The sequence below is a fragment of the Geotalea daltonii FRC-32 genome (genome assembly GCF_000022265.1).
Lineage (GTDB): Bacteria > Desulfobacterota > Desulfuromonadia > Geobacterales > Geobacteraceae > Geotalea > Geotalea daltonii.
Window position 1 is genome coordinate 3921101 of record NC_011979.1, and the last position, 16877, is coordinate 3937977.

The window sequence follows — 16877 nt, forward strand, 5'->3', positions numbered from 1 at the left end:
GACAAGCTTTTTGATTGATTTTAATAAGAAACTTAATAGGCAGATTTTATTCATTGCATAAAAGAAGGGCAGCAAAGCTGCCCTTCAGATGAATCTATAGATTGATAATGAGATTAGGTCAGGGAAGACGCACGGTCATAACAGGGCACTTCGCCTTCCTCACGACCCGCTCGGCAGTGCTGCCGAAAAGAAGGTGGTCGATGCCGCTTCTGCCCTGAGTACCCAAGACGATGAGAGATACGCTTTCTTCTTCGGCTTTTTTCAATATCTCTTCATAGGGTATGCCCATGACTATACTGGATTTATAGTTCGTCTCTTCTTTGATTCTGGTTCTGCAAAATTTCTCCATCATCTTCTCCGCTCCTTCCTCAATCTCTTTTTCCAGATTGTCGAAGGAAACATGGGGAACATAAAAGCCTCTCAAATCCACTGGTTCGTTTATCACGTGAAGAATTAACAGCTGGGATTCAAATTTTCTGGCAAAGGAATACGCGTATTCAAAGGCATGTTCCGAGTTTTCCGAAAAATCGGTAGCAAAGAGAATCTTGTCCAGGCGTGTCATATCCCCTCCTTTACATAACACATTTCAATGGCTGGTTTCCTTGAAGATCTTTTTCAGAATTGATTTCAGCTCTTCGATCTTTACCGGCTTATTTATGTATTCGAATGCGCCGAGGTTCATGGCTTCTATGTAAGACTCAACGCCACCATATGCCGTGATCATTATAACATTGCTTTTGGGAAAACTCTTGTTCAGCTCTTTAAGAAAGGTAATGCCATTCATCTCAGGCATGTTGATGTCGGTTACAATAAGATTGACCTCCTGCTGACGCAGATAATTAAGAGCTTCAAAGCCATTGGAAACACTTTCAACAAGGAAACCTTCCTTTGCTAACAATCTGGAAAGGCCGATTCTCGCATTTTCTTCATCGTCAACAACCAGAATTCTCTTTGGATTTTTCATTGGTATCAACATATTACTCCAGTTGGATTAATGAGCTGCTGTCCAGTCTAACATGGAGTTGATCCCTGTCAAGTCGCAGGTTAACAGGAGCTTAAAAAGGTTTTGACGGTGGATTTGGGCGCTACTCCGGCAGGAATGAGGAGTGCGCACCCTTACTCAGGTATTGGAGGAGGTTTTTCTCGCGGCCATGTTCTGCCGCAATTTAACAGCAGTGAGGATTAGATTGGCAATAATTGATATGAAATATATTTCATCATTAGTAAAGGTCTTCATGGACGTGGAGTTGAGGTTTATTACCCCGAAAACTTCCTGTTTATCTGCAATGGGGAAAGAAAGCATTGAATTGTACTTTTCTTCCTGCAGTTCCGGAAAGTTTTTGTATCTGGGATCCACCGAGGCATTGCTCAAGGAAATGTGCTGCCTGTCTTTCGCAACTGCACCGGTGATCCCTTCGCCAATATTGATCCTGATCTTGCCGATAAAACTTGGGTCAAATCCAAAGGTGGCTGCGAGGACAAGCTGTCCTTCTTCCATCAGATATATGGAACAAACGCTTACCTTGAGCTGGTTCGCCACCTTTTCACATACCCGCTGCAGAACCTGGGGCAGCTGAAAATCAGAGGACACGAGCATACTGATCTCTTCCAGCGATATGATCTCCAGATGTTCACGGTTGGCCTTCTGCATGGTCAGAACCATCTTTCCCTTCTCGCTTTCGAGAAAGGGAGTGAATCCTGCCTTATGGTAAAAAGGATTCACCGTCTTGATCTTCTCCGTAATAGTACGAAAATCGGAAAACCCGCAGCTGCATGTCATCTTTACGCGGTAACTGTCCACCCGCTCGCTTTTCATGACCCGTCCACACTTCCGGCAGCGTGCTACCAATTGCATACTACATTCTCCTTGAGAAAACTCCGTCTGAGTTTAGTTTCATTGTGCATCATCAGCCTTAAGAACCACATGAGCCGGTGCCCCCGCAGCACCGAAAGGTTTCAGCATTTTACCGTTAAATTCAGCTTCAACCCCGCCTGCATTGCCCAGATCGAGGGCGAAAGAGTTTCCACCCTTCCACTCTATTATATCTCCTGATTTAAGGTCGTAATGCTGCGTCACATTATCATCGATGGTGATATTCAATGAGCTGTCCTGGTTGCACTTTAATTTGAGAAAAACCCCTTTCAGCCTGGGTTCTGCGGCAACCGGTGCAGCACCGCCAGCAGGCACAGCCGGCGCAACTGAAACACTGCCTGTTTCCGAATGGGCCGATGAGCGAGCAGGCTGTACCGGCAGCGGCGGCATAGCCGGGGCAACAGGCTGTGGCTGTACTGCCGGTGCAGGGCTGGTAACCTTTGTTTCTTCATTTTCACGTACAAAAACAGCCGCGACCACAACAAGAATCAACAAGACCAGCGGCAGGATCCAACGACCACGGTTTACAGGTTTTGCACTGTATGGAGTGGAAGTAGCGGAATTTCCTTCCTCTGCTTCTTTAGCCTGGTCACCTGTTCTTTCGTAGATGGCAACTACCTCATCGCCTGAAAGTCCGACGAAGCCGGCATACAGTCTCAGAAAGCCTTTTACATAGGCGGCATTGGGAAGCTTTTCAAAATCGCCCGCTTCAATGGCAATGAGGTAATTCTTGCTGATACGCGTAGTTGCTGCGACATCATCAAGCTGCAATCCCTTGGACTCTCGGGCCTCGCGCAGATATAACCCCAATTCGTTTCTGCTCATGACTGCTGAACCTGATTCAGGCAAGGGATCCCTCACTTCAGCATATCCACATATTCCCGAGCGAACTGCCCTATCTCGGAATCAGGGGCAATGCGGATAACCTCTCTGAAGGCTGCAGCTGCAGCCTTGTTGTCTTTTGTCTTCATATACGCCAACGCCAGAAAATAGTGGGCATTGGCATAGTTGCCACTAAGTTCCAATGCTTTGCCATATTCTGCTATCGCCCAATCCACCTTGTCCAGGGCGAAATAGACCCGACCGAGATTCAACCGCACCCGCGCATCCCTGGGATAGGAGCTTACTGCGGAGCGGTAAACGGCAAGGGCTTGCTGGTGATCCCCTTTACCGAAATAGGCAAGCCCAAGATTAACGGCAGCTGTGTCCTGGTTCTGATAGAAGATATCTTCCGCAACCAGCTTCAGCTGGGTAATGGCATCGTCCCATCTCTTCATTTCCAGATAATTTACCGCCAGATTATTCCTCGCCTCTGAATAGAGGGGGCGAATTTTCAGTGCCTTGAGGTATTTTTGTTCTGCAATATCAAATTTATGCTTGCGAAAGTAGACCATTCCAAGATAATTGAGCAGCTCGGGGTTCTTGGGATCCAGTTTTTCAGCCTCGGAAAATTCAACCAGAGCACTGGTGAAGTTATTTTCCCCCAGATATGACAACCCCATCTGGTAATGATAGGAAGACTGCTTTCTCGCCTCATGGCTCATAGCACAAGCTGAGAGCAGGATAGCTGCCGATGCCCAAATCATAAACAAAAAACGCTTCATAACACCTTCAGTTTTGGCCGGGAATGAAAACCACACGGCAATTAAAGCAAACTTAGCGTCTGGAAACCTAGCAGATTTACTTGGTATTGTCAATTAAGGGCATATTTGAAAGTTATATCCCTCATCGGCTGCTCAACCCCTCAAAATGAGTCATTTTTTTGAAGCCCCTGTATCGGCTCTCAATTTCCTTGTAATCCAGCTTCTTAAGCCGATTGAGGCTGAAATCCTCCACGTTGAACGAGGCCATTACACTGCCGAAAATGATTGCTTGGCGAATCCCTTCTTCAGATGTGTCACCTGTGTTGGCGAGATAACCCATGAAACCGCCGGCAAAGGTATCCCCCGCACCGGTCGGATCGAACACTTCCTCAAGTGGATAGGCTGGAGCAGCAAAGATTGTCGAATCGGTGAACATCAATACCCCGTATTCGCCACGCTTGATGATAAGAGTTTTTGCCCCCATGGCAAGAATGCTTTTCGCTGCCTTGACGAGATTGGCTTCTCCTGTAAACTGACGTGCCTCGCCTTCGTTGATGATGAGAATGTCCACGCGCTCGACAACCTTCTTCAATGCTTCCCGCTTCGAGGAAATCCAAAAATTCATGGTATCGCAGGCAACGACACGGGGCTTCTGCATCTGGTTCAGGACTTCCATCTGCAGTTCAGGGTCTATGTTGGCGAGGAAAAGATAGTCGGCACCGGCATATAAGGCCGGGATGACAGGCTTGAAGCTCTCGAATACATTAAGGTGTGTTTCGAGAGTTTGTGCCTCATTGAGGTCATAACCATATTTCCCCTTCCAGTGAAACGTCTTGCCGTTGACCCGTGAAAGCCCTGTCAAATCTATGTTCCTCGACCGGAGGAAGTCGATGTGTTCCTCTTGGAAATCGTCACCCACGACCGCTACCAGACTCACATCGGTGAAAAAGCTCGCCGAGGTGGAAAAATAGGTCGCTGACCCGCCAAGAATACTGTCCATCTTGCCGAAAGGGGTCTCAACCGAATCGAATGCCACAGAACCAACCACAAGAATGCCCATTCTGCCATCTCCTGAAATTTTCAGTCTATTTTTTTGTCTTTTCCAGCTTTGTCTTGAGCAAATCGCCCAGGGTGCCCATGGTCTTTGTTGCGCTTTCAGCAGAGGAACGGCGGAAATCTTCAATCGTCCGCTCTTCTTCTTCCGCTGCCCTGCTCACTTCAGCAAGTGACAGCGACAGCCGCCTGTTCTCCCTGTCCACGCTCTCTACCTTGACCTCTACGGTTTCCCCTTCCTTCAGGACTTCTCTGGGATGGTTGATACGCTTGCCGGCACCAAGCTTGGAGATGTGAATCAGCCCGTCGATGCCGGAAGCAAGTGTAACGAAAGCGCCAAACTGAGCCAAGCGGGCCACCTGCCCCCTATGAAAAGAGCCTTCAGGGTAGTTGGCGGCCACGTTATCCCAAGGATCGGCAAGGGTATCCTTGAGGCTGAAAGAAATCCTGTCGTGCTCCCAATCGATCTGCTTTACGACCACTTCCACGTTCTGGCCCACGGAAAGCACCTCGCTTACATCCTTTACCCTGGTCCAGCCCAGCTCGGAGATGGGAAGCAGTCCTTCAATACTGCCGATGGATACGAAGGCGCCAAAATCACGGATGGAGGTGATGGTACCCCTCACTGTCATCCCTTCCTTGAGGATTTCCTTCTGTGCTTCCTTCTGCTTTGCCGCCTCTTCTTCCAATATTGCCCTGTGGGAAAGGACCAAGTTCCGGCCATTCTCTCCATATTCAGTTATTCTGAAAGATAGATGTTTTCCGATGACATCTGCCCCATTGTCGAGCCTGCGCATGGCAATCTGAGAGTAAGGGCAGAAGGCACGAACACTGCCGCTGATCTTGACCTCAAATCCTCCCTTGACCTCCTTTTCCACATGGCCGTCAACAGGAATTCCGTTTCTCCATGCATCTTCCAGTTGTGACTTTCCCGCCGCGCCACTCCCCAGCTTTGTAGTGAAGCGCAACTCATTGTTTACCATACCCAAAAACCAAGTGGTGATGGTTTCACCTTCTTTAACGGTTACCTCGCCATCAGCATTCAAAAGTTCTTTTTTCTCGAGGACTCCCTCCCCTTTTCGGCCGGTGTCGAGGAAAATCCAGTCGCCGCTTATCTTCATGATTTTTGCGTCTATCTTCTGTCCCGGCTCCAGGCGGGTCTGTGCGGAAAAACTTTTTTCAAACAGGTCGGCAAAGCTCTCTTCTGCCGATTCCAATTCCTCTTTTTCATCATTCGTGCTCATGCTTTATTCAACCTCACAATCGATATTTTCAATGAAAATTAGTGTAAAGTTATGATTAAGTCAACAACATAAAGGAAATACAGGGCTTCACCTTTACCGGCTTTTGATCAAGGAAGATCAGACAGGGCTTGAAGTATGGGGATATACTCCTCTCCAGCAATCGATTTCACGACCTGCAGAAAGTCTTCGGGCAAAGGGGCAAAAACCTTTACGGACTCTCCCGTCGCAGGGTGAATGATTGAAGATCTGAAGGAATGGAGGGCATGACCTCGCAGCTCGTTTAAGATTGAACCGCCGTAGCGGACATCGCCGCATATGGGATGACCTATCGACTTGAAATGCAGACGGATCTGATGCATTCGTCCGGTAATGGGATAGACAGCGACCAAGGCATGGCGGAGTCCATTGAAAAGGGTCTTGTAGCGTGTTTCGGCCTCCTTTCCTCCAAGTGGAACAGTGATGGTACCTTCCCCTTGCAGTCTCCCATCGACAATGGCCAGATACAGCTTGTCCAGACCGTCTTCTTTCAGTTGCCTGCCGAACATTCCGGCAGCTGTGGAACTTTTGGCCAGGATGACCGCACCAGATGTGCCACGATCAAGCCTGTTCACTGGTCTGAGTTTTCCATTGCCTCCATCCCGCCTGTTCAGCAACCGTGACCCCACATCCACCAGGTTTACGTCATCAACTTCTGCAGCTCGATGCATGGGCAACCCAGGTGGCTTGTTGAAAACGACTATCCAGGTATCTTCAAAAAGAATCTCCAGATCCGGTCTCACCGAACGCAGCAGCGCTTTTGTTTTGCCGCTTTCCTTTATGGTAATGACATCTTCAAGACAAAGGACAGAAGAGCTTTCTGCCGGATGATCGTTGACACGGACATGAACGGATGATGCGAGTTTACGTACATACGAAGGTGAAGCATCCGGTAGTATGACATGAAGGAAGCCCTCCAGCTGGCGACAGTGATCAGCCGCGGAAACTTTGAACTCAAGCATTGAAACACTCCCTTTGATTTATAAATGAAACTGATAGTGGCATTGCCGGCTATGGTTGTCAATATTACTCATGAAAAAAGAAAGCTCTTGATTTTTCCCAAGAGGAAAGATAAGATGTAATTAATCTTAAGGATCTCTCGGATATACGCAGAAATATTTTGAGGAACCTGTCGATATTTAACTTGATGATTTTCCCAGTACAGACGTGGTGTGCAAGCCCTCCTTTGGAGAAGGAAGCCTTAAGCGTTTTCTGGGGAAATGCTGAACACAAAGGGCAGAGAATTCAAAATTTATGCGGTATTCGGGAGCAGCTTAAGGACAAAACCCCGGCGTAACAGCCGGGGTTTCTTTTTAGATGATATCCCTTTACCAGCCTTCAGCACCATAAAGAGGGACAAATCTCACCGCACATAGCTCTTCAACTGTGAAGTCCGATCCACTTTTCCGTCTGGCTCGCACCAGCATCTGCAGTGTCTGGTAGGAACCGACCGGAACCACTAGTCGGCCACTAACCTTCAACTGCTGCAAAAGGGCTTTGGGTAACTCGGGAGCGCCGGCTGTGACAACAATGGCATCATATGGTCCATGTTCTGGCCAGCCCAGTGAACCATCGCCTGCCATAATTTCAATATTGTCATACCCCAATTTAATCAGTCGCTGACGGGCGCTTGTTGCCAGTTCCGCGATCCGCTCCACCGAATAAACCTTCTTGACGATGCGACTCAAAACAGCTGCAGCATAGCCAGAACCGGTACCTATCTCCAGAACGGTGTCTTCTGAAGAAAGTTCCAGTGATTCGGTCATATATGCAACCATATAGGGCTGGGAAATGGTCTGACCGTGGCTGATGGGCAATGGGTAATCCTCATAGGCAAGGCGCTCCTCTCCTTCCATGACAAAAACCTCCCGCGGGACATCGCCCATCGCCTTCAACACCGCCTCATCGCTAATGCCCCTGGCGATCAGATGCTCCTTGATCATCCTTTCACGGTGCACGGCCATTGATTTATCAACAATCATAATAGACCTCTAGCGGGTGCAGTATCCATCTTCACCGTTTGTAGCCCATCTTTCGCAGCATAGCCCGCCGCTCATTACGGTCAGCGTCAGTCTCCACCCCTTTTGGCGGAAATCCGTCTATCACGCCAACGACCCCCCAGCCCTTGTCCGTTGAAGCGACTATTACCTGTAGCGGATTGGCCGTAGCGCAATAGATCTGGCAGACTTCAGGACAGTTTTTTATGGGGTTCAGGACATTGATGGGAAATGCATCCCCCATGACTATGCAGAAAACATGACCGGCACCGATGGCCTGCATGCTCGTTACGCAACTGTGAATCAGTTCGTCATCGTTTCCTTCCGTGCGAATCAGGCAAGGTCCGGATGCCTCTGTGAATGCAATGCCGAAACGCGCTTTCGGTACCGTGGCAACCATGATTTCATAGAGATCCTCCACCGTTTTGACGAAATGGGTCTGTCCAAGGATAAGGTTACATCCGTCGGGGATGTCTATCTTTACGGCGTGCATCTCAAGGTTCATACATTCCCCCCTTTGGGATCGAGAAAATAGTTGTCATATTAAAATATTCTATCAACCCATCAGCCATAAGCAAATCAGCCTTGTCTGTACCAAGCAAAAAAGGCCGCTACTTTCAGTCAGTAGCGGCCCTTTTCCCGGCTCAAAATATAGAAAACTTATACAGATAAAAAAAATGACTGCCCAGGACTGAGCAGTCACTTATACAAAAAAATTGCTGGTAAGATTACTCAGTGATTTTGACTGCCGTCACGTAATACTCAGACTCGCCGAAACAGCTGGTTGGCACTCCCTTGTGCTGCTCGTAAACCAGGGATACTCTTTTTCCCATGGAACTGGTGATCTTCTGAGCGACAGCTTCTTCTCGTACGCTGAAAAGGAACTTTTCCGGCACTGCGCCCGGGACGGGAACCATGGATAGTTCACCTTCCCATGTCTTGCACAGCCATCCTTTACGTGAAAATTTCTGGATGTAACCTGCACGTTCCCCGCTTGAGTAACTCCAGGTCAAAGCAAACCAGGTATAGGCGAAAAAGCATCCGATCAACAGAAGCATTACTGCGGAAACCCATAAAGCTATTTTTGATCCTTTGATACCCATATTATGACTCCCAGGAAAATTAGAGATATTTTCCGATGATGATATCCAGATTCGCCCTCGTTTGCGGGGGAATCACTGCCCTGTCGGTGATAACCGCATACTGCATGGCAGAAGCGCAACTACATTTTCTATCTCTGCCAATACGGCCGACGGCATTTTTGATTATGGCCTTTGCCATGGTAACGTTCTTTCGGACTATTTCCAGTATGGCATCAATGGATACGTCCTCATGGGATTCATGCCAGCAGTCATAATCGGTAGCCAGAGCTATGACTCCGTAACAGATTTCTGCCTCCCTGGCCAGCTTGGCTTCGGGGACATTGGTCATTCCGATAATCGAGGCGCCAAAAGAACGATACATGACAGATTCTGCCCGAGTTGAAAATGCCGGGCCCTCCATGCAGATGTAGGTTCCCCCCCTGTGAACAGTCGCGCCTGCGGCCTGAGCTGCGGTATAGAGGCTGTCCGAAAGCTCGGAGCAGACCGGATCGGCAAACTGGGCATGGGCAACAATGCCATTGCCGAAAAAGGTATTGACACGGCTGGCATTGGTGCGGTCTATAAACTGATCAGGTATGACAATATGGCCGGGAACGATTTCTTCCTTCATGCTCCCCACCGCTGAAACGGAAATCAGGTGTGTCACGCCCAGCTTTTTCATTCCGTATATATTTGCACGAAAATTGATCTCTGAAGGCAAGAGCCGGTGCCCTTTGCCATGGCGTGGTAAAAAAACCATCCGCACTCCATCCAGAGTACCGGTAATAAAATCGTCGGAAGGATCTCCAAATGGGGTTGTCATGGAAACACTTCGTACATCTGTCAGCCCATCCAGCTCATAAAGGCCACTACCGCCAATTATACCTATTACCTGTCCGCTCATACCGCCTCCTTGAATTAATTGCAGCCATAACAACGAAACCGGCTAATTGCCTCCTGTCGTCACCTTATCCAGTCGCCCTTTCAACTGCCCACATGCTGCGGAAATATCGCTGCCCCGACTTGAGCGGGTAATGACCGTCACATGCTTATCGAGAAGAAATTTGTGGAACCGGTCAATGGAGTCCTGCGTCGGCGTCCTCAGATCACAGCCTTCATGCTCATTGAATGGTATCAGATTCACCTTTGACGGGAATGTGCTGATGAGTCTCACCAGGCGCTTTGCATCGTCGAGCGAATCATTAACCCCTTTGATCATCACGTATTCAACGGTTATCCAGCGTCGCGAAGGGAGAGGAAAAGCTTTGCAGGCTGCAAGAAGTTCCTTCAGGGGATAGCGACGGTTGACCGGCATGATCCTGTCACGGACCTCGTCGGTAGTGGCATTCATCGAAATGGCAAGATTTACCATAACCGCGGCCCCCAGTTCTGCCATCTCGGGTACAAGGCCGGCTGTAGACAAGGTCACTTTGCGGGTTGAGAATTGAAAGCCATCCGGATCGGTCAGAATGCGCAACGCGCCGATAACATTTTCAAGATTGGCCAAAGGCTCGCCCATCCCCATAAAAACAATGTTGCGGACAGGTTCATTCTTTTTAACCGCACAAACCTGATTGACAATCTCGGCAGTAGTCAAATTTCGTGTCAGCCTGAAGGTGCCGGTAAGGCAGAACTCGCAGCCCATGGCACAGCCAACCTGGCTGGAAATGCAAAGGGTATTGCGATCTTCATCGGGGATAAGTACCGATTCGACAGCATTGCCATCTGACAAACGGAAGAGATATTTCTTTGTCCCATCGGCAGAGGACTCCACCGCCTCCGCTTCCAGGTTGCTGATCCGGGCAGTTTTTTCCAGCTCAGCCCTGAAATCCTTGGAGAGATTGGTCATCTGGGCGAATGAGGTGGCATTTTGCTGGTAAAGCCATTTGAAAATCTGTTTGGCTCGGAAACGTTCCTTGCCTTGACCGGTAATATGGGCTTCCAGCTGGGACAGGGTAAAGTTTTTTATATCTACTTTTTCCATTACAAATATAAAAGAGCCCTTCAGGTCGAAGGGCTCTTTTCCTTACTTTATTTTGAAATCTACTAAACCAGTTCGAGCGAGCTGAAGAAGTATGGGATCTCAAAAGCAGCAGATTCGGGGGAATCGGACCCATGAACGGTATTTTCTTCGATGCTTACACCAAGATCCTTTCTAATCGTTCCGGCATCGGCATTGGCAGGGTTGGTGGCGCCCATCAATTCACGCCAGGCGGCAATGGCATTATCTTTTTCAAGAGCAAGCACTATAACCGGATTCCTGGACATAAAAGTACAGAGGTCATTAAAAAAAGGACGTTCTTTGTGGACGTAGTAAAATCCCTCAGCCTCTTTTTTTGTCAGATGAATTTTTTTCATGCCGACAATCTTGAATCCTGCTCCTTCTATCCTATCGAGAACTTTGCCGGATATATTTCTTTCCACGGCATCAGGTTTAATAATTGCAAATGTTCTTTCCATTCTTTCCTCCGTAGCATTATAGTAAACAGACCGTTCTCAATAACATTTTGCATCTGGAATGTCAATGAACTTGATAGGCACAAATGAAAATAGCCTACAGAACTAAATTCTGTAGGCCATTTGGATCCAAACTGACTGAAGAAAAATTATTTCTTCTCAGCAGGAGCTGCCGGAGTTGCTTCAGGAGCTGCAGGAGCAGACTTAGCAGTCATAGGTTCCTGAACCGGAGCAGCAGCAGGAGCTTCAGTTTTTGCGGGCTCAACAGGAGCCTCTTCCTTCTTTTTGCAGCCAGCGGCGAAAGCAAGAGCCAAAGCCAGGCACAGTGCCAAAGAGATCAGTTTTTTCATTGACGATATCACCTCTTTTCTTTTTTGATTACCATTCTTGTGCGCATGGCGCATGGTTTTTTCGGTCACAACAAAGCGCAAATATACTATTAAAATTTCAAAAGTCAAGATTTTTTTAACTCGTTAAAATATATATTCTAAAACACCACAGAGCACGATGAAAGGGGCTGAAAGACTATAGATTGATGCAGACCATTTTTATATTTGTCATTTCTTCCATGGCATATTTTAGCCCTTCACGGCCAAGGCCACTCTCCTTGTTACCGCCATAGGGCATGTGATCCACACGGAAGGTGGGCACATCATTGATGATAACGCCCCCCACATCCAGCTTTTTGATTGCCTTGAATGCCTTGTTAATGTCACGGGTATAGATACCGGCCTGAAGGCCGTAAACCGAGTCATCTGCCATCTCCAACGCTTCATCGAACGTGTCATAGGGCAGCACCGAAACAATGGGAGCGAAAACCTCGGAACACATCACCTTCATCTCCCTGGTAACGCCGGTAAGAATGGTCGGTTCCAGGCAATTTCCAATCGCATTGCCACCTGCTGCCACCACAGCACCGAGATTTTTTGCTTCTTCAAGCCATTCCAGTGCCCTATTCAATTCCTTTGTCGTTATCATGGGACCGATATCCGAAGATTTATCAAACGGGTCCCCAACCTTAAGGGCACAGGTCGCCTCGACGAATTTGGCAATAAATTCATCGTAGCGATCTTTATGAACAAAGATACGCTGCACGGAAATGCAGACCTGCCCTGAGTTGGCAAAACTCCCGACGACACATCTCGATACGGCTTTATCCACATCACCGTCTTCTTCGATGATAGTCGGAGAATTTGAGCCAAGCTCCAGGGTCACCCTTTTCAGCCCGCTTCGGGATTTGATTCCACGCCCAACAGGGGGACTGCCGGTAAAGGTGATCATTGCAAGCCGGTTATCCTCCACCAGACGGTTTCCGACAGTCGATCCACTGCCGATCAAGACATTAAGAGCTCCTGCAGGCAAGCCTGCTTCCATCAGCAATTCGGCAAGTTTGAGGGAGGTAAGCGGCGTTTTGGTAGCCGGCTTCAGCACCACGGCATTGCCTGTGGCAATGGCCGGAGCAAGCTTGTGGGCCACCAGGTTCAATGGGAAGTTAAAAGGAGTTATGGCTCCAATAATACCGATAGGAGTCCGGATGTAAAAACCGAAACGCCCTGCAGAAACCGCGGATGCATCCATTGGAACAATTTCACCATGGCTTGCCTTTGCCTCGATGGCTGCAAACTTGAAAGTCTCTGCACTTCGTTCGGCCTCGGCGACAGCATATTTCCAAGACTTTCCGGCTTCCCGTGCGATTATACCGGCAATCTCATCCTTGTCCCGAAGAATTAATTCAGCAGTTTTCTCAAGAATATCGGACCTTTTATGGGCAGGCATAGCGGAAATCCGCTCGAAGCCCTTAGCGGCAGCAATGATGGCAGCCTCTACATCTTCAGCAGTTGCCTCGGGGACCAACCCTATCAATGAATCATCAAACGGATTGATCACCTCTATGCCAGAACGGTCATCCCCCAGCCATTCTCCGTCAATAAGCATTCTATAACGTTTGGCCATTAGCCCCTCCTCCATCGTTAACCCTTGTAAATATTCGCCGAATATATTACATTGGCAACCAATTATCAACTGATAACAAGGAAACCACCGTGAACAACTCCAAACTTTCCGCTGCTGAAAAGAAGTCTCTCCTGAAAATAGCAAGGGTTACCATTAACGAATATATAACCGATGGCAAAATATCCAGGCTCGAAATATCGGACAAGGGTCTCCTCACACAGGCCGGATGCTTCGTCAGCATAAAAGCGAAAGGAACATTGCGCGGTTGCATTGGTAATTTTATCTCTGATAAGCCACTGTTTCAACTGGTGCAGGAAATGGCCGTTTCTGCCGCAACCCGCGATCCACGCTTTTACCCCATGAAAGAGGAAGACCTGGCCGATTACGATCTGGAGATCTCGGTGCTCTCCCCATTACAAAAGATCTCCTCCACAGAAGAGATTGAAGTGGGAAAACATGGTCTATATATAGAAAAGAACTTTTCCCGTGGCGTGCTGCTACCCCAGGTTGCAGTTGAGTTCGGCTGGGATCGCGAAACCTTTCTCCGGCAGACCTGCCTCAAAGCAGGACTAAAACAGGAAGGCTGGAAAGAGGGAACAGATATTTACATCTTCAGCGCCGAAGTATTCAGCGAAAAAGATGCATAAAGAAGCTTTTGCAGCCATGGTTCGCCTCTGATTGCAATGATTCAATCATAATAAAAGGGAGATGCCGAAGCATCTCCCTTTTTTTGCAACCATATCTGCAATCGGTTTAGAACTTGCGACCACCTTCAGCAGCCCACTTCTCGAGCATGTCGGTAGTAACAGATTTCGGACGCTCGATTGCATAGCCGAGACCACGGTCCCAAGTGATGTTCGCCATGCAGCCAAGAGCGCGACCAACACCGAAAAGAACAGTGTAGAAGTCCCACTCCTTGACGCCGTAGTACCACTGGATAACGCCGGACTGTGCATCGACGTTCGGCCAAGGATTTTTGGTTTTACCGTGCTCGGTAAGAACACCGGGGGCGGTTTCAAAGATCATGGCTACCAGTTTGAACAGCGGATCGTCTTTCAGGCCCGGGGTGTTGAGGCAGAACTCACGCTGTGCTGTATAACGGGGGTCGGTTTTGCGGAGAACGGCATGACCATATCCCGGAACGACCTGGCCTGCATTGAGTGTATCCCAAAGGGCCTTGGTAACGTTTTCTTTGGTGGGTTCGGCACCATTGAGCTTTTTCTGGAATTCCATGATCCAACCGAGAACTTCCTGGTTGGCAAGGCCGTGGAGCGGGCCGGCAAGACCGTTGAGGCCTGCAGAATATGCATAATAAGGATCGGACAGAGCTGAATGAACAAGGTGAGTCGTGTGGGCAGAGACATTGCCGGACTCATGGTCGGAATGGAGAATGAAGTACATACGGGCAACGTCTTTATACTGGTCACTCTGGCCGATCATATGGGCGAAGTTGGCACCCATGTCGAGTTTCGGATCGATAGCGATCTGCTTGTCACCCTTGTACTTCAGGTTATAAATGAATGCAGCAACAATGGGGATACGGGCAACGATGTCGCTGGCATCCTCATACACGCTTTCCCAAGCTACCATTTTGTTGAACTTGCCTGAGTTGTAGAAAGCTGCAAATTTGGAATCCTTCTGCATGGCCATAATACCAACAGAAAGCATTACCATGGGGTGACTGTCTCTCGGCAGGGCACGGATAGCATCAAAGACATAGGAGGGCACGTTCTGGCGCGTTTTCCACTCGGCGACGACCTCATCTACCTGAGCCTGAGTAGGAACATCACCAGTCAAAAGGAAGTACCAGAAGGACTCAACTGTAGGATATGCTGAACCGGCAGCCTTCGGCAGTGCTTCGAAAGTCTCAGGGATCGTCTTGCCACGGAAACGGATGCCTTCCTGCGGATCAAGATAGGAAATATCGGTAACCAGGCTGCGAATGTCGCGGGCGCCGCCAATGCACTGGTCGATCGTCACCTGATCGATTATTACTTTACCGAATTCTTTGGTCAGCCTGGTGGTACGGGGACGGTGGGCTTCAATCTTCTGCTTCAGGGTGTCCTTAAGTGCCATGGTGTTTGCTCTCCTTGTCTTTTGGGGTGATAAATTAAATGATATGAACATTACAACCGAAAGTTGCCTGGCAGCTACTACCTCCTTTCATGCACTGAAAGCTAAGAAACTTGGCAATTTGGGTTAGATTGCAACGAAAAATAAGTACAGGAAACGGCCAGGAGAAAGACACAATAAAACTTCTGCTGCTCATTATAAAATATACTGTATACAATTTGGCTAAGACTTATACCACCCCACAGTGCAGATTTCAACAAAAAAAATATGCAATTAAGTTATTTTCATAAGATTGTCAATTCTTCACTGGAAAAGGTCAGCTGTTTAAGACCGGACTCGGTGAGATAGAAGGTATTTTCGATACCGACAGCACCTTCTCCGACAAAAACCACCTTAGGTTCAAAAGCAAAGGCCATTCCAGGTTCCAGGACCATATCATCGAATCCCTTGGCTATAAAAGGATACTCATCGATTTCGACACCAAGGCCGTGCCCTATGAAGCTGACCTGTGCCCCTTTGTTTCCCATGAAGGTGTCGGCATATCCCAATTTGAAGGCAAGAGCCAGACATTCTTCGTATATGAGCCCCCAGGAAGGTCTCTCGGGTACCAACTCCATCATCCTTGCCTGTATCTTCAGCATGTCATCATAGCCCTTTTTCATTCTGTCAGACAGGTGACCAATGGCGAAGATCCTGGTCTGATCCACCAGGTAACCGTCACAGCAGCCCGCAAAATCAACGATGACGGGCTCGTTCCTTTCGATCCGCTTGTAGCCTGCGCCCTGGCTGAAACTGGTACTGAGCCCCATCCCCCCAAGGGGTGTATCCACATAGGTAGGCACAGCCGCATCCGTGCCGGAAAAGACATGGCCGAAGAACATCACGCCATTGAAGGCCCTCATGCGCACCAACCCTTGATGCCCCTCTTTCCGTGCCACGTATTCAAGCTCGGCAGCAAGATCCAGATCGGTCATCCCCTCGCGAAGCACATCCCTGACCCGGCGATTGACCCTGTCCACCTGTTCAGCCGCATCCTGCAGGAGATGTATCTCATAGTGGCTCTTGATCATGCGGACCTTGCGCACAATTGGCGTGGCATCCCTGAATCTGGCCTCTGGAAAGACTTTTTCGTAGCGGGCAAAGAAATTCACGGGAAGGACGTCCAGCTCCATGCCAATGCTAGCAGGTAATGGGTAGCCGTGGGCGGCCAGGACGGAGGGAATATCCTTCATGGAGCCGAAGGGAACAACATTTTTCAGGCCACATTCCATGCGAGCCCGCATTAAATCCTTTCTCACCATGTAAACAGGCTCACCCTCAACAGGAATATACAGATTGCCGTTCTGAATGGTGCCGGTAAAGTAGAACAGGTCCGCATTCTGCAGTATTATGACCGCATCGAGCCCCTGTGCTGCCATGTGGTGTTGAAGTTTTTTATATCGATGCTCAAGCTCTGTTGCCGGTGTAAGTCGCATTTACACTTCCTTGAAATTAATGTTGTGACACGTGCTGTTTTTCCCTTGCCT

19 protein-coding genes and 1 other RNA gene are annotated in these 16877 nt (G+C 48.6%); 2 read left to right on the forward strand and 18 right to left on the reverse strand.

Annotated elements, in window-relative coordinates; translation table 11 throughout:
• Positions 1-118: 118 nt before the first annotated feature.
• The 8 genes from GEOB_RS17570 to GEOB_RS17605 form a co-directional block, all read right to left on the reverse strand.
• A complete protein-coding gene (locus tag GEOB_RS17570) occupies positions 119-562 on the reverse strand; it encodes a universal stress protein (protein ID WP_012648602.1) in 444 nt (147 codons plus the stop codon).
• Between the two features lie 24 nt (positions 563-586).
• Positions 587-976: a response regulator gene (locus GEOB_RS17575; RefSeq protein ID WP_012648603.1), complete on the reverse strand. Its 390-nt coding sequence runs from the start codon at positions 974-976 to the stop codon at positions 587-589.
• 144 nt (positions 977-1120) lie between these two features.
• Positions 1121-1855 carry a GAF domain-containing protein gene (locus GEOB_RS17580; protein WP_012648604.1) on the reverse strand — a complete coding sequence of 245 codons (735 nt, stop codon included), beginning with the start codon at positions 1853-1855 and terminating at the stop codon, positions 1121-1123.
• Positions 1856-1894: 39 nt separating this feature from the next.
• A complete protein-coding gene (locus GEOB_RS17585) occupies positions 1895-2698 on the reverse strand; it encodes a helix-turn-helix domain-containing protein (RefSeq protein ID WP_012648605.1) in 804 nt (267 codons plus the stop codon).
• A 32-nt stretch (positions 2699-2730) separates the two neighbouring features.
• The gene (locus tag GEOB_RS17590; RefSeq protein ID WP_041267194.1) at positions 2731-3477 is read right to left on the reverse strand and encodes a tetratricopeptide repeat protein; all 747 of its coding nucleotides are present in this window, start codon (positions 3475-3477) and stop codon (positions 2731-2733) included.
• A 121-nt stretch (positions 3478-3598) separates the two neighbouring features.
• The gene (locus GEOB_RS17595; protein WP_012648607.1) at positions 3599-4516 is read right to left on the reverse strand and encodes a PfkB family carbohydrate kinase; all 918 of its coding nucleotides are present in this window, start codon (positions 4514-4516) and stop codon (positions 3599-3601) included.
• Positions 4517-4541: 25 nt separating this feature from the next.
• Complete coding sequence (rpsA, locus tag GEOB_RS17600; protein ID WP_012648608.1) at positions 4542-5753, reverse strand: 30S ribosomal protein S1; 1212 nt, start codon at positions 5751-5753, stop codon at positions 4542-4544.
• A gap of 107 nt (positions 5754-5860) precedes the next feature.
• Positions 5861-6751: an RluA family pseudouridine synthase gene (locus GEOB_RS17605; RefSeq protein WP_012648609.1), complete on the reverse strand. Its 891-nt coding sequence runs from the start codon at positions 6749-6751 to the stop codon at positions 5861-5863.
• 130 nt (positions 6752-6881) lie between these two features.
• Between GEOB_RS17605 and ssrS the strand changes: the two genes are divergently transcribed.
• Positions 6882-7064, forward strand: a non-coding RNA gene (gene ssrS / locus GEOB_RS20785) — 6S RNA.
• Positions 7065-7117: 53 nt separating this feature from the next.
• On the opposite strand, the gene GEOB_RS17610 is transcribed toward ssrS, so the two are convergent.
• From GEOB_RS17610 to GEOB_RS17645, 8 genes are all read right to left on the reverse strand, one after another.
• Positions 7118-7771: a protein-L-isoaspartate(D-aspartate) O-methyltransferase gene (locus tag GEOB_RS17610; RefSeq protein ID WP_012648610.1), complete on the reverse strand. Its 654-nt coding sequence runs from the start codon at positions 7769-7771 to the stop codon at positions 7118-7120.
• A gap of 31 nt (positions 7772-7802) precedes the next feature.
• The gene (locus GEOB_RS17615) at positions 7803-8291 is read right to left on the reverse strand and encodes an adenosine-specific kinase (protein WP_012648611.1); all 489 of its coding nucleotides are present in this window, start codon (positions 8289-8291) and stop codon (positions 7803-7805) included.
• Between the two features lie 223 nt (positions 8292-8514).
• On the reverse strand, positions 8515-8889 hold the full coding sequence (locus GEOB_RS17620; RefSeq protein ID WP_012648612.1) for a hypothetical protein: 375 nt from the start codon (positions 8887-8889) through the stop codon (positions 8515-8517).
• A 19-nt stretch (positions 8890-8908) separates the two neighbouring features.
• Positions 8909-9772 carry an S-methyl-5'-thioadenosine phosphorylase gene (gene mtnP, locus GEOB_RS17625; RefSeq protein ID WP_012648613.1) on the reverse strand — a complete coding sequence of 288 codons (864 nt, stop codon included), beginning with the start codon at positions 9770-9772 and terminating at the stop codon, positions 8909-8911.
• 42 nt (positions 9773-9814) lie between these two features.
• Positions 9815-10852 (reverse strand): 23S rRNA (adenine(2503)-C(2))-methyltransferase RlmN, encoded by a 1038-nt coding sequence (gene rlmN / locus GEOB_RS17630; RefSeq protein ID WP_012648614.1) that lies wholly within the window; start codon positions 10850-10852, stop codon positions 9815-9817.
• Positions 10853-10914: 62 nt separating this feature from the next.
• On the reverse strand, positions 10915-11328 hold the full coding sequence (gene ndk, locus GEOB_RS17635; protein ID WP_012648615.1) for a nucleoside-diphosphate kinase: 414 nt from the start codon (positions 11326-11328) through the stop codon (positions 10915-10917).
• A gap of 146 nt (positions 11329-11474) precedes the next feature.
• Positions 11475-11783 carry a hypothetical protein gene (locus tag GEOB_RS17640; RefSeq protein ID WP_230198984.1) on the reverse strand — a complete coding sequence of 103 codons (309 nt, stop codon included), beginning with the start codon at positions 11781-11783 and terminating at the stop codon, positions 11475-11477.
• Positions 11784-11850: 67 nt separating this feature from the next.
• On the reverse strand, positions 11851-13278 hold the full coding sequence (locus tag GEOB_RS17645; RefSeq protein ID WP_012648616.1) for an aldehyde dehydrogenase family protein: 1428 nt from the start codon (positions 13276-13278) through the stop codon (positions 11851-11853).
• Between the two features lie 89 nt (positions 13279-13367).
• Between GEOB_RS17645 and amrA the strand changes: the two genes are divergently transcribed.
• On the forward strand, positions 13368-13925 hold the full coding sequence (gene amrA / locus GEOB_RS17650) for an AmmeMemoRadiSam system protein A (RefSeq protein WP_012648617.1): 558 nt from the start codon (positions 13368-13370) through the stop codon (positions 13923-13925).
• A 106-nt stretch (positions 13926-14031) separates the two neighbouring features.
• Here the strand turns inward: amrA and GEOB_RS17655 are convergent, their stop codons facing one another.
• Positions 14032-15354, reverse strand: coding sequence for a citrate (Si)-synthase (locus GEOB_RS17655; RefSeq protein ID WP_012648618.1), 1323 nt, complete (start codon positions 15352-15354; stop codon positions 14032-14034).
• A gap of 281 nt (positions 15355-15635) precedes the next feature.
• Positions 15636-16826: a M24 family metallopeptidase gene (locus GEOB_RS17660; protein WP_012648619.1), complete on the reverse strand. Its 1191-nt coding sequence runs from the start codon at positions 16824-16826 to the stop codon at positions 15636-15638.
• Between the last annotated feature and the right edge of the window lie 51 nt (positions 16827-16877).

Excerpts from the sequence above, each read along its gene's own strand:
- GEOB_RS17570 (WP_012648602.1), bottom strand. The coding sequence starts at position 562 with ATGACACGCCTGGACAAGATTCTCTTTGCTACCGATTTTTCGGAAAAC.
- GEOB_RS17575 (WP_012648603.1), bottom strand. The coding sequence starts at position 976 with ATGTTGATACCAATGAAAAATCCAAAGAGAATTCTGGTTGTTGACGAT.
- GEOB_RS17580 (WP_012648604.1), bottom strand. The coding sequence starts at position 1,855 with ATGCAATTGGTAGCACGCTGCCGGAAGTGTGGACGGGTCATGAAAAGC.
- GEOB_RS17585 (WP_012648605.1), bottom strand. The coding sequence starts at position 2,698 with ATGAGCAGAAACGAATTGGGGTTATATCTGCGCGAGGCCCGAGAGTCC.
- GEOB_RS17590 (WP_041267194.1), bottom strand. The coding sequence starts at position 3,477 with ATGAAGCGTTTTTTGTTTATGATTTGGGCATCGGCAGCTATCCTGCTC.
- GEOB_RS17595 (WP_012648607.1), bottom strand. The coding sequence starts at position 4,516 with ATGGGCATTCTTGTGGTTGGTTCTGTGGCATTCGATTCGGTTGAGACC.
- rpsA (WP_012648608.1), bottom strand. The coding sequence starts at position 5,753 with ATGAGCACGAATGATGAAAAAGAGGAATTGGAATCGGCAGAAGAGAGC.
- GEOB_RS17605 (WP_012648609.1), bottom strand. The coding sequence starts at position 6,751 with ATGCTTGAGTTCAAAGTTTCCGCGGCTGATCACTGTCGCCAGCTGGAG.
- GEOB_RS17610 (WP_012648610.1), bottom strand. The coding sequence starts at position 7,771 with ATGATTGTTGATAAATCAATGGCCGTGCACCGTGAAAGGATGATCAAG.
- GEOB_RS17615 (WP_012648611.1), bottom strand. The coding sequence starts at position 8,291 with ATGAACCTTGAGATGCACGCCGTAAAGATAGACATCCCCGACGGATGT.
- GEOB_RS17620 (WP_012648612.1), bottom strand. The coding sequence starts at position 8,889 with ATGGGTATCAAAGGATCAAAAATAGCTTTATGGGTTTCCGCAGTAATG.
- mtnP (WP_012648613.1), bottom strand. The coding sequence starts at position 9,772 with ATGAGCGGACAGGTAATAGGTATAATTGGCGGTAGTGGCCTTTATGAG.
- rlmN (WP_012648614.1), bottom strand. The coding sequence starts at position 10,852 with ATGGAAAAAGTAGATATAAAAAACTTTACCCTGTCCCAGCTGGAAGCC.
- ndk (WP_012648615.1), bottom strand. The coding sequence starts at position 11,328 with ATGGAAAGAACATTTGCAATTATTAAACCTGATGCCGTGGAAAGAAAT.
- GEOB_RS17645 (WP_012648616.1), bottom strand. The coding sequence starts at position 13,278 with ATGGCCAAACGTTATAGAATGCTTATTGACGGAGAATGGCTGGGGGAT.
- GEOB_RS17655 (WP_012648618.1), bottom strand. The coding sequence starts at position 15,354 with ATGGCACTTAAGGACACCCTGAAGCAGAAGATTGAAGCCCACCGTCCC.
- GEOB_RS17660 (WP_012648619.1), bottom strand. The coding sequence starts at position 16,826 with ATGCGACTTACACCGGCAACAGAGCTTGAGCATCGATATAAAAAACTT.